The following is an 11,349-nucleotide window of genomic DNA, read 5'->3' as shown; positions in this document are numbered from 1 at the left end:
CGGTGTCGGTGCGCGAACTGCGGCGCGTGCCGGCACCGCCACCGAGGTCGTCGGTGAGGTCGCGACTGAGGTCGCGACGGTTGCCGGGGCCGATGCGGACGCGGCGGTGTCGGCGCACGTCGCGCCTGCTGTGCCCGCTGCGCCCGCTGTGCCGGCCGCGGCTTCGGAGCCGGGGTCGGTGTCGGCGGACCCCGCCGAGCCCGCCGACCTCACCGACTCCCAGATCGTCGGCCGCCGGCTGTCGCTCGCGCGCCAGCGCGCCGGCCTGTCGATCGAGGAGGTCGTGGCGGCCACCCGCATCCGGCCGGGCATGCTGCGGGAGATCGAGGCCGGCGAGTTCGTGCACTGCGGCGGCGACGTCTATGCCCGCGGCCACGTTCGCGCCATCGCCAAGGTCGTCGGCATCGACCCGGAGCCGCTGCTCGCGGAGCACCCGCCGTTCGTGCCGAGCGACCTGCCGGTGCGGGGACGGTCGCGGGTGACGCCGCGCGCCGAAGCCGCCACGGCTACGGCGAAGGCCGTAGCCCCCGCTGCAGTCAGCCAGAACAGCCCCGAGCCGGCCAAGAGGACAAGCGCGCCGTCCTCCAACGCCGTCCCGACCAGCGCAGCCCGTGACAACGCCGCGCGCTTCGCCGGACGCGCTCCCAGCCGGGTCATCCGTCCCGCAGCCGAGGGCGCGACGCTCGTCGCCGCGAGCCGGGGCAAGAGCGGAGGCAGCGGCAACGGCCCGATCACGGGCAAGCCGGCACTCGCTGCCGGCAGGAGCGGCGGATCCGGCTCCGTCCGTCCGCCGCAGCCGCCCCGCAAGGATGACCCCGGCAAGATCGAGCGCCAGCCCAAGTCGGCCAACTGGACCGCCGCGATGCTGGTGGCCCTGCTCGGCCTCGTGGTCTTCGCCGGCGTGCAGCTGATCGGCGACGGCGGCGACGGCAAGACCGCCGCGGCCGCGGTCCCGGCGCCCGCGCCGAAGGCCGCCGCGATCAAGCCGCCGCCCCCGGTCGCGCCGCCGACGCCCAAGGGCGTGGCGGTCCGGATCGCCGCGGTCGGCTCCGACAGCTGGCTGAACGTCACCGGCCCGGACGGCAAGGTCCTGTTCGACAACCTCCTGCCGGCCGGCAGCACGCAGAACTTCCAGGACTCCAAGCAGCTCGGCGTGACTCTCGGCAACGCCGCGGCCGTCCACCTGACGCTCAACGGCAAGGACCTCGGCGCGGCCGGCGGCAGCGGCCAGGTCGTGCACGTGACGTTGAACCCGACCGGCGCGGTCACCGGCTGACGCGCGGGACGAGCGGTAAGCGAACAGATCTGAGGGCGGCGACCATCACGGTCGCCGCCCTCAGCCGTCCCCTGTTTTCGGAGCCGGAGCAAGATCCGGAGCAAGCGCTGGAGCAAGCCCCAGAACCTCAGCACTCGCTCTCGGTCGAAGCCTTCTCCAACAACTCCGCCACCACAGCCAGCTCCTCATCGCTCAGCCGCGAAAGCCCCGGAGCCGGCTCGGCCAGGATCCGGATCGCGGTCACCGCGGCGGCGTGCCCCTCGGCCGTCAGCTCGACCATCTTCGCCCGCCGGTCGTCCGGCGCCACGCTCCGCGTCACCAGGCCGCGCTCTTCGAGATCGTCGACCACGTTCGAGGTGTAGGGCTTGTCCCACCCCAGGCGGGCCGCCAGCTCGCTCATCCGCAGAGGCCCGTGCACCAGCCGGCGCAGCGCGCGGGCGCGGCCGAAGCTCACGCCGGTCGCGTCCTCCACGGCGCGCCGGATGTCGCGCTGGTGCAGCACCAGCTTCTGCATCGCGGCGTGCGCACGGTAGGCGTCGTGGCTGGGGTGGTCGCTCATCGCAGTGCGGCAATCCCGGGTTCGGTCGTCGGCTCGGTCGGGTCGGTGCGCTCGCTCGGCTCCGTGAGCCGCGCCGCGGTCCGCGCGGCCGTCGCCGCCGCGCGCTTACCGGTCGTGAGCATACCTAGTACGAACACTGCAAGGCCGCAGCCGACGAGGATCCACCACCCCGCGTGGCTGGCCGCCGGCAGTCCGGTGCGGGCCGGGCCGGTAGCCCGCGCCACCACCACCGAGCCGATGATCGCCACGCCGAGCGTCTGCCCGACCTGCCGGCTGGTGGACGCCACCGCGGCCGCGACCCCGGCCTGCGCCCGCGGCATGCCGGACACCGCGGTGTTGGTGATCGGCGGGTTCAGGGCGCCGAAGCCCAGGCCCAGGATCGCGTAGGCGACCAGTAGCAGCGCCACCGGCGTCGTGGGGCTCAGCCCGGTCAGCAGCAGGGCGCTGAGCGCCAGCAGCACGCCGGCGGTCATCAACGGCGCCCGCGGCCCGTGGTTGGCGACCCACCGTCCCGAGCGCGGGCCGACGATGACGCTGGCCACGGCGATCGGCAGCGTCAGCAGCCCGGCCTTCAGCGCGCTGTAGCCGAGCGCGTCCTGCAGATACAGGGTGTTCATGAACAGGAATCCGGACAGCGCCAGGAACCCCGAGATCGCCATCAGCGTGGCGCCGGAGAACGGCAGGCTCCCGAAGAACCGCGGGTCGATCAGCGGCTGCGCGCGGCGCAGTTCGTAGGCCACGAACCCGGCCGCGGCCGCGATCGCCACGACGAACACCGCGACGGTGCGTCCCGACATCCACCCCACGCGGGGCGCCTCGATGATCGCGTAGGTGACGCCGGCCAGGAACACGATCCCGAGCGCCTGGCCGGCCGGGTCGAAGCGGCGTGCGGTCGGCGCCTTGGACTCCGGCACGAAGATCCCGGTCAGCACCACGGCCGCGATCCCGACCGGGACGTTCACCCAGAAGATGGACCGCCAGCTCGTCGCGCTCAGCAGCAGACCGCCGACCACCGGGCCGGCCGCCATGCTCACCCCGAACGCCGCCGACCACACGCCTATCGCCTTGGCCCGGTCCTTGGCGTCGGTGAACACGTTGGTGATGATCGACATGGCGACCGGGTTCATCATCGCGCCGCCGACGCCCTGGACGGCGCGCGAGCCGACCAGCGCGCCGAGGTTCGGCGCCAGCGCGCAGAGCGCCGAGCCGACGACGAACAACGAGGTCCCGGTCATGAACACGCGGCGCCGGCCGAACCGGTCGCCGAGCGAGCCGGCCAGGATCAGCAGGCAGGCCAGGGTCAGGGTGTAGGCGTCGATGGTCCATTGGAGCCCCGAGACCGGGGCCTTCAGATCGCGCTGGATGGACGGCAGGGCCACGTTCACGGCGGTGTTGTCGATCCCCACGATGAACAGGCTCATGCAGCAGATGACGAGGATCAGGTAGCGACGGCGCTGCGCGATCTCGGGCACGATGCCTCCCGAAGAAAAGGTTGTGTTACTGCAACCATTGTTAGCACACAACTGTTGTGTCTGGCCAACTATCCCGCGCGCTGTAGCCTGGTGGCCATGTCCGGCACCCTGTCCCCAGCCACTCCGCCCACGTCCCCGCGCCGCACGGTGGCGCTGGTCACGCTGGGCTGCGCCCGCAACGACGTGGACTCCGAGGAGCTCGCCGGCCGGCTCGCCGCCGACGGCTGGGACCTGGTCGAGGACCCGAACGGCGCGGACATCGCGGTGGTCAACACCTGCGGCTTCGTCGAGGCCGCGAAGAAGGACTCGATCGACACGCTGATCGCGGCCGCCGACGCGAAGGCAGAAAACACAGGGGGCTCAGGCCCCAAGGCCGTAGTAGCCGTCGGCTGCCTGGCCGAGCGCTACGGCCAGCAGCTCGCCGAGGCGCTGCCGGAGGCCGACGCGGTCCTGGGCTTCGACGACTACCAGGACATCAGCTCGCGGCTGACCGCGATCCTGCACGGCGAGCGCCCGGTCTCGCACGTCCCGCGCGACCGGCGCACGCTGCTGCCGCTGTCGCCGGTGGACCGGCAGTCGGCCAAGGGCGGCGTGGCGGTACCGGGCCACGGCGACGCCACTGACGCCACCGACGTCTCTGAGACTTCTGACGCAGTCGAGACCGCTGATTCCCAAGCTGCCGCCGAGCGCCCCGACGACCCGACCCTGTCCCCGGTAGCCCCGCCGACCCGCCGCGTCGTGCGCCGCCGCCTCGACGACGGCCCCTCGGCCCCGCTCAAGCTGGCCTCCGGCTGCGACCGCCGCTGCTCGTTCTGTGCGATCCCGGCCTTCCGCGGCTCCTACCTGTCCCGCCGGCCGCACGACATCCTCGACGAGGCCCGCTGGCTGGCCGGGCAGGGCGTGCGCGAGCTGGTCCTGGTCTCGGAGAACTCCACCTCCTACGGCAAGGACCTCGGCGACCTCAAGCTCCTTGAGACCCTGCTGCCGGAGCTGGCCGCGATCGACGGCGTGGACTGGCTGCGGGTCAGCTACCTGCAGCCGGCCGAGATGCGCCCGACGCTGATCGACGTGATGTCCTCGACCGAGGGCGTCGTGCCCTACTTCGACCTCTCCTTCCAGCACTCGGCCCCCGGCCTGCTGCGCCGGATGCGCCGCTTCGGCGGCACCGAGTCGTTCCTGGAGCTGCTGGAGACCATCCGGACCCGGGTCCCGAACGCCGGCGTCCGCTCCAACTTCATCGTCGGCTTCCCGGGCGAGACGGCCGCGGACTTCGAGGAGCTGGAGACGTTCCTGTCGCAGGCGCGGCTGGACGCCATCGGCGTGTTCGGGTACTCCGACGAGGACGGCACCGAGGCCGCCGGCTACGACGACAAACTCGACGAGGACGAGATCGCCGAGCGCGTGACGCACCTGACCGGCCTGGCCGAGGAGCTGACCGCGCAGCGCGCCGAGGACCGGGTCGGCGAGCGGATCGACGTGCTGGTGGAATCCGTGGCGCACGACGGCGTGGCCGAGGGCCGCGCGGCGTTCCAGGGCCCGGAGGTCGACGGCTCGGTCATGCTGGTCCCGGCGCTGGAGCCGGGGACGCCGGCGGTGGAGCTCGTGCCCGGCGCGATCGTGCCCGCGAAGGTGGTGGGAAGTGAAGGGGTGGATCTGCACGCCGTGGCGATCACTCCCCTAAGCTTGGTCGGGTGAAAGCCGCCGCCCCGGACCCGCTGACGCTGGAGGCGTCCCCGGCGGGTCTGTGGAACATGGCCAACATCCTCACGATGGTGCGGCTGCTGCTGGTGCCGTTCTTCGGCTTCCTGCTCGCCCACGACCACGGCAGCTCGGCCGCGTGGCGGGGCATGGCGTGCGCGGTGTTCGTGGTCGCGAACATCACCGACACCCTGGACGGCAAGGTCGCCCGGGCCCGCAACCTGGTCACCGACTTCGGCAAGATCGCCGACCCCATCGCCGACAAGGCCCTGATGGGCACCGCGCTGGTGATCCTCAGCGCGCTCGGCGAGCTGAGCTGGTGGGTCACGATCGTGATACTCGTCCGCGAGCTGGGCATCACGCTGCTGCGGTTCTGGGTGCTGAAGTACGGCGTGATCGCGGCCAGCCAGGGCGGGAAGCTCAAGACCTTCCTGCAGGGCTTTGCGATCCTCTTCTATCTGATTCCGACCTCGGCCACCTGGTGGCACTGGGTGAGCGTGGTGACGATGGCCGCCGCGCTGGTGCTGACGGTCGCGACCGGGGTGGACTACGTGATGCGAGCGGTGAGACTGCGGTGGAGCGGGACGAAGCGGTAGCGGCCGGGGAGATCGAGCAGATCCGCCGGCTCGCGAGCGAGCTGGTCGAGGACGGCACGGCCCTGGGCTTCACCGTCGCGGTCGCCGAATCCCTCACCGGCGGGCTGCTGGCCGCGGCGATCACCTCGGTTCCCGGCGCTTCGGCGGTCTTCCGCGGTTCGGTGACCGCGTACGCCACCGATATCAAGGCCTCGGTGCTCGGTGTCGACGCCGATCTGCTGGCCCGCCAGGGCGCCGTGGACGCTGAAGTGGCGCGCCAGATGGCGGAGGGTGTGCGGCGGTTGTTCGGGGCCTCCATCGGCCTGTCGACGACCGGGGTGGCCGGTCCGACGGAGCAGGACGGCAAGCCGGTGGGGCTGGTCTACGTCGGCCACTGTGCTTCCGACGGGCCGACCGCGGAGGAACTGCACCTGGAAGGCGACCGTGAGGCCATCCGCGCGCAGACTGTCCTCCGGGCGCTGTCGCGGGCGCTCAAGCGCGACCCGAGCTGATCCGGAACCCGAGCACCCGCGCCACCCCGAACAGCATCGCACCGCACAGCGCATATGACCCAAGCACGTCCGACACCCAGTGGAAGTCCATCCACACCAGCGAGAAGCCCACGGTCAGCGCCCACAGCGTCATCGCCACGGTGATCGCGATCCGCATCCGGTGGCCGGTGAACACGAAGGCCAGGATCAGGGCCGCGGTGCCGTAGCCGAGCATCGTGTTGCCGGTGTGTCCGGACGGGAAGTATCCGAGCCCGCCGGACATCGCCTGGCCGGCCATGCTCGGACCGGGGCGGTCGCCGACGGCCTTCAGGAACAGCACCACCAGCAGTGCCGCGTAGCCGGCCGCCATCGCCAGGACCGGTCGCCAGCTGCGGCGGAGCAGCGCCGCGCCGAGGCCGACGAGGGCCATCGCGACCATCGGCACCTGGATCTGGAACGGCACGCCCTGGACGGCGACGCCGCCGCCGAGGTCGGCGATCTTCTTGAAGACCGGCCAGCGGTTCTTCCCCTGCGTCGCGTGCGCCACGTCCTGGATGTGGTTCCGGGCCCAGAGGTCGAACGAGGTCAGGAACGTCGGACGGGCCAGCACGAGGACCCATATCACGAGGAAGATGCCGACCAGGACCAGCGGGATCAGGGCTTCCGGCTGCCGTAGCGCCTGCCAGCGGTTGCTGGGCGGCCTGCCGGGCTCTGCTGCCGTACCGGGTCCAGCCCCGAGACCGGTGTCGGCGATCTGCGCGTCAGTCATCAAGACCAACTCTCGCATACGCGAACGGCTAGCGTGCCGGTATGGAACGCGTCACCATCATCACGGGCGGCGGTCGAGGAATTGGCCGCGCCACCGCCCTGCGCCTGGCCCGGGACGGCCACGACATCGCTTTCAGCTACCTCAGCGACGACGCCGCCGCGGAAGCGACGGCCGAGGAGGTCCGCGACCTCGGCCGGCGCTGCGTGCCGGTCAAGATGGACACCACCGACGAGGCGGACGTGGAGCGCCTCTTCGACACCGCGATCGGCGAGCTCGGCGGGGTGACCGGGCTGGTCAACAACGCCGGTGTGACCGGTCCGCTGACCCGCCTCGTGGACGCCGACGTGGCGGACATCCGACGGGTCGTCGACGTGAACGTGATCGGCTATCTGCTGTGCTGCCGGCGCGCGGCCAAGGAGATGGCGAAGCGCGGGGGCGGTGCGATCGTGAACGTCTCCTCCGGTGCGGCCACCCGCGGCTCGCCCGGCGAATACGTGCACTACGCCGGCGCCAAGGCCGCGGTCGACTCGATCACCGTGGGCCTGGCGCAGGAGCTGGGACGCGAGGGGATCCGGGTGAACTCGGTGCAGGCCGGGGTCACGCGCACCCGCATCCACGCCGACATGGGAGACGCGGACCGCGCCGAGAAGCGCGGCGCGATGCTTCCGCTCGGCCGGCCCGGCGAACCGGAGGAGATCGCGGCGGCCATCGCGTGGCTGCTGAGCGACGACGCGAGTTTCACCACCGGTGCGGTGCTGCGGGTGGCCGGGGGCAACTGAGGCGTGTTCGCGGGCGGGGTTTCATCCCGCCCGCACCATGCCGCTTTCGTAGGCGCGGATCACCAGCTGGGCCCGGTCGCGGGCGCCGAGCTTGGCCAGCAGCGATGACATGTGTGTCTTGACCGTCGACATCGAGACGAAGAGTTCGGTGCCGATCTCGGTGTTGGACAGGCCGCGCGCGACGAGGGTCAGGACTTCCCGCTCGCGGGAGGTCAGGGTGTTGAGGGCCGTTTCCGGTGTCGGCGTGAGGTGGCCTTTCGCCTTGCGGCCCCGGACGAATTCGGTGATCAGCCTGCGGGTCGCGGCCGGGGTGAGCAGGGCCTCGCCGCCGCGGATCACCTCGATCGCCTTGACCAGGTCGGCCGGCGGCGAGTCCTTGAGCAGGAAGCCGCTGGCTCCGGCGAGTATGCCTTCGTAGACGTACTCGTCGAGGTCGAAGGTGGTCAGGATCAGGACCCTGACGGCCGGATCGGCCGCGGTGATCCGGCGGGTGGCCTCGATGCCGTCCAGGACGGGCATCCGGACGTCCATCACCACGAGGTCGGGGCTCAGATCCGCGGCCAGGTGAACGGCCTGGGCGCCGTTCTCCGCCTCGCCGACCACTTCGCAGCCGTCGTAACCGTTGACCAGCGCTCGGAGCGAGGCGCGCAGCAGCGCCTGGTCGTCGGCGATGAGGATGCGGCTCATGCGGGGAACCTCGCGGCGACCGTGAATCCGCCGTCGGACGAGGGTCCTGCGGAGAAGGTGCCGCCGAACAGCGCGGTGCGTTCGGCCATGCCGCGCAGGCCGTGTCCCGGGGTTCCGGGCGGGGCCGGTGGCAGTCCATCGGGCGGCGGGGGATTGGCGATGATGACCGCCAGTTGGTGTGGGGCGAAGCTGAGCAGGACCGAGCCGGAGGTGGTTCGGGCGTGTCGCAGGATGTTGGTCAGGGACTCCTGGACGATGCGGTACACCGCCAGGCCGACGGCCGCGGGGATGACTCGGCGCTCGCCCTCCTCCCGGAGGCTGATGTGCAGGCCTGCTTGGGCCGCCTGGGAGATGAGGGTGCCGAGGTCCAGTAGGTCGGGGACCGGTGCTCGGTCTGGCTCTCGGTTCTGCTCTCGGTCTGGTGTGGAGAGTTGATCGGCGTCCGGCGCCGGAGTATTGCGGAGCACGCCGAGCAGCTGGCGCATGTCGATCATCGCGCTGCGGCCGGTCTCCTCGATCGCGGTGAGCGTCGCCCGCATCTGGTCGGCTTCGTGCTGGCGGAACACGGCGACCCCGGCCTGGACGGTGATCAAGCTGAGCGCGTGCGCCACCACGTCGTGCAGTTCGCGGGCGATGCGCAGCCGTTCGTCGGCCATCCTGGAGGTGACTTCGGCCTCGATCCTGCGGGCGCGTACGGCGGCCATCGCTGCGCGGTATTGCCGTTGTTGGCGTACCACGTAGCCGGTCAGCGACGGTGCCACGCCGATCGCGACTCCGCTGAGCGCCGTGACCGAGGCCGGGTAGTGCAGGCTGGTCAGGATCACCAGGGCCACCGTCAGGACCGCGGCGGAGGCGAGTGTGGTGCTGCGGCCGGAGCGGGTCGTCGCGACGGTGTAGAGCGCGAACATCATCGCGAACGGACCGTAGGAGTCATACGGTGCGCCGGCGGTGGCCAGGGTGACGGTCGCGGCGGTGAGGAGCAGGCAGACGGTCATCGGGAAGCGGCGGCGGGCGAGGAACGCCAGCGTGACGCCGAGGACCAGCAGCGACAGCCACGGGTTCTGATGCGCCGGTGCGCGTGACCGGCTCGACCCGAACGGCAGCAGGAACATCAGCGCCACCAGGGCGTCCAGCACCACCCACTGCCAGGGGCGCATCCGCCGCGAGAACGAGGCGGGCTCGGGCTTCCGGGTCGGCGGCGGGACGGAGTGTGCCGCGAGGTCGGCCATGCGCCGACCGTAAGCCTGCGGACGGATGGCGATCAACGTCGCGGGCCGAAAATCATACCCGGGGAGGAGACCGCGCTTTGAAGGGGGGCGTACAGATCAGCCTCTGCGCCGATGCGCGCGCTCCGGCCAATGCGGACCATTGAGACATGATCGACATCGAAGACCTGAGCAAACGCTACGGCGACAGATACGCGGTACGCGACCTGACGTTCAGCGTGCGCCCGGGGCGCGTGACCGGATTCCTGGGGCCGAACGGCGCCGGGAAGTCCACCACCATGCGCGCCGTCCTCGGCCTGGACCTGCCGACCGCCGGCCGGATCCGGGTGGCCGGCCGGCCGTACGCCGCGCTGGAGCGGCCGCTCACCCACGTGGGCATGCTGCTGGACGCCGGGGGAGTGCACCCGGGGCGCAGCGCGCGGCAGCATCTGCGGGCGGTGGCCGCGGCCGGGAAGCTGCCGGGGCGGCGGGTGGACGAGGTGCTGGCGCGGGTCGGGCTGACCGACGTGGCCGGGCATCGGGTCGGCGGGTTCAGCCTGGGCATGCGGCAGCGGCTCGGGATCGCGACCGCCCTGCTCGGCGATCCCGGGATCCTGATGTTCGACGAGCCGGTCAACGGCCTGGATCCGGAAGGGATCCGCTGGATCAGGGATCTGATGAAGGGGCTGGCCGCCGAGGGGCGGACGGTGTTCGTCTCCAGCCACCTGATGAGCGAGATGGAGAACACCGCCGACCACCTGGTGGTGATCGGACGGGGGCGGCTGATCGCCGACCTCCCGGCCCGCGAGCTGATCGAGCGGTACGGCGGCGGGTTCCTGAGCGTGCGGACGGACGAGCCCGGCCGGCTGATCACGGTGCTGGCCTCGGCCGGGGCCCGGGTGACGCCGGAGGGTCCGGACACGCTGCGGGTGGTCGGGCTGGACGGCGACGCGGTGGCGCGGCTGGCGCACGCGGCCGGGGTGCTGGTGCTGGAGGTGGCGCGGCATGCGACGTCGCTGGAGGACGCGTATCTGCAGCTGACCGACGCGGCGGTCGAGTATCGGGGGAATCGGGGGGTCGAGGCGTGATCAGGTCGGAGTGGATCAAGCTGTGGAGCGTGCGGTCCACGTGGTGCGCGCTGTATGTGGCGGCGGTCGGGACGATCGGGCTGGCGGCGACCTATGCGCTGGTCGCCAAGCCCGGGGAGGTGGAGCCGACGAACGCGTTGCAGGGGGCGGTGTTCGGGCAGTTGGCGTTCGGCGTGCTCGGGGTGCTGGTGGTGTCGTCGGAGTACACCACCGGGCTGATCCGGACGACGTTCGCGACGGTGCCCCGGCGGCGTGTGGTGATCGCGGCGAAGGCCGGGCTGCTGTTCGCGGTGTTGGTGGTCGTGGGGGAGGTGGTGTCGTTCGCCGCGTTCTTCACCGCGCAGATTCTGTGCGGGCGGCGGGGTGCGCACTTCTCGCTGGCCGCTCACGACATGGTGTTCTCGGTGCTCGGATGCGGGTTCTACATGGCCTTCGTAGGCATGTTCGGGTTCTGCGTCGGAGTGGTGTTGCAGCGGACGACGGCCGCCGTGGCGACGTTCGTCGGGATCGTCTTCGTGGGGATGGGGGTGATCCCCGCTCTGCTGCCGGACGGGGTCCGGGCCGAGGCGGTGCGGTTGACGTTCACCAAGGTCGGCGAGGCGATGGCGACGCCGGCGCGCACGACGCCGCGGTCGGCGGCGGACTACGTGCTCGGCGCGGGGGCGGCGTGGGGCGTGTGCTTGCTGTATCTGGCGGTCTCGGTCGCCGTGCCTTTGCTGATCGTCACCCGACGCGACACGAATTGAGGGT

At 71.6% G+C, this 11,349-nt stretch carries 12 protein-coding genes; 7 read left to right on the top strand and 5 right to left on the bottom strand.

Annotated elements, in window-relative coordinates:
* Positions 1-1,276: helix-turn-helix domain-containing protein (locus GWK61_RS09010; protein WP_194906993.1), on the top strand; the 1,276-nt coding region annotated here is incomplete at its 5' end.
* Positions 1,277-1,403: 127 nt separating this feature from the next.
* Here GWK61_RS09010 and GWK61_RS09005 read toward each other — a convergent pair.
* Together GWK61_RS09005 and GWK61_RS09000 are read right to left on the bottom strand one after the other, a co-directional pair.
* Positions 1,404-1,835 (bottom strand): MarR family winged helix-turn-helix transcriptional regulator, encoded by a 432-nt coding sequence (locus tag GWK61_RS09005; protein WP_194906991.1) that lies wholly within the window; start codon positions 1,833-1,835, stop codon positions 1,404-1,406.
* Entirely contained in the window at positions 1,832-3,307 is a 1,476-nt protein-coding gene (locus GWK61_RS09000) for an MFS transporter (protein ID WP_194906987.1), read from the bottom strand. The genes GWK61_RS09005 and GWK61_RS09000 overlap by 4 nt, the downstream gene beginning before the upstream one ends.
* 96 nt (positions 3,308-3,403) lie before the next feature.
* Between GWK61_RS09000 and rimO the strand changes: the two genes are divergently transcribed.
* The 3 genes from rimO to GWK61_RS08985 are packed head-to-tail and all read left to right on the top strand — an operon-like array spanning position 3,404 to position 6,092.
* Positions 3,404-5,002, top strand: coding sequence for a 30S ribosomal protein S12 methylthiotransferase RimO (gene rimO, locus GWK61_RS08995; protein ID WP_194906985.1), 1,599 nt, complete (start codon positions 3,404-3,406; stop codon positions 5,000-5,002).
* The gene (gene pgsA / locus GWK61_RS08990; RefSeq protein WP_194906982.1) at positions 4,999-5,601 is read left to right on the top strand and encodes a CDP-diacylglycerol--glycerol-3-phosphate 3-phosphatidyltransferase; all 603 of its coding nucleotides are present in this window, start codon (positions 4,999-5,001) and stop codon (positions 5,599-5,601) included. The genes rimO and pgsA overlap by 4 nt, the downstream gene beginning before the upstream one ends.
* Positions 5,602-5,621: 20 nt before the next feature.
* The gene (locus tag GWK61_RS08985) at positions 5,622-6,092 is read left to right on the top strand and encodes a CinA family protein (protein ID WP_369125571.1); all 471 of its coding nucleotides are present in this window, start codon (positions 5,622-5,624) and stop codon (positions 6,090-6,092) included.
* On the opposite strand, the gene GWK61_RS08980 is transcribed toward GWK61_RS08985, so the two are convergent.
* Positions 6,073-6,840 carry a phosphatase PAP2 family protein gene (locus tag GWK61_RS08980; RefSeq protein ID WP_194906979.1) on the bottom strand — a complete coding sequence of 256 codons (768 nt, stop codon included), beginning with the start codon at positions 6,838-6,840 and terminating at the stop codon, positions 6,073-6,075. The two genes, GWK61_RS08985 and GWK61_RS08980, sit on opposite strands and share 20 nt — an antisense overlap.
* 41 nt (positions 6,841-6,881) lie before the next feature.
* On the opposite strand from GWK61_RS08980, the gene GWK61_RS08975 reads away from it, so the two are divergent.
* The gene (locus GWK61_RS08975; protein WP_194906977.1) at positions 6,882-7,619 is read left to right on the top strand and encodes an SDR family oxidoreductase; all 738 of its coding nucleotides are present in this window, start codon (positions 6,882-6,884) and stop codon (positions 7,617-7,619) included.
* A 21-nt stretch (positions 7,620-7,640) separates the two neighbouring features.
* Here the strand turns inward: GWK61_RS08975 and GWK61_RS08970 are convergent, their stop codons facing one another.
* Together GWK61_RS08970 and GWK61_RS08965 are read right to left on the bottom strand one after the other, a co-directional pair.
* Positions 7,641-8,306 carry a response regulator transcription factor gene (locus tag GWK61_RS08970; RefSeq protein ID WP_194906975.1) on the bottom strand — a complete coding sequence of 222 codons (666 nt, stop codon included), beginning with the start codon at positions 8,304-8,306 and terminating at the stop codon, positions 7,641-7,643.
* Positions 8,303-9,535 (bottom strand): sensor histidine kinase, encoded by a 1,233-nt coding sequence (locus GWK61_RS08965; protein WP_194906973.1) that lies wholly within the window; start codon positions 9,533-9,535, stop codon positions 8,303-8,305. Before GWK61_RS08965 ends, GWK61_RS08970 begins: the two co-directional genes overlap by 4 nt.
* Positions 9,536-9,681: 146 nt before the next feature.
* Between GWK61_RS08965 and GWK61_RS08960 the strand changes: the two genes are divergently transcribed.
* Both GWK61_RS08960 and GWK61_RS08955 read left to right on the top strand, forming a co-directional pair.
* Positions 9,682-10,599, top strand: a complete 918-nt coding sequence (locus tag GWK61_RS08960) for an ABC transporter ATP-binding protein (RefSeq protein WP_194906971.1) — start codon at positions 9,682-9,684, stop codon at positions 10,597-10,599.
* Entirely contained in the window at positions 10,596-11,345 is a 750-nt protein-coding gene (locus tag GWK61_RS08955) for an ABC transporter permease (protein WP_194906969.1), read from the top strand. Before GWK61_RS08960 ends, GWK61_RS08955 begins: the two co-directional genes overlap by 4 nt.
* Positions 11,346-11,349 lie beyond the last annotated feature (4 nt).

It is taken from the genome of Catenulispora rubra, assembly GCF_015356825.1.
Lineage (GTDB): Bacteria > Actinomycetota > Actinomycetes > Streptomycetales > Catenulisporaceae > Catenulispora > Catenulispora rubra.
This window is presented reverse-complemented; position numbering and strand designations above follow the sequence as displayed.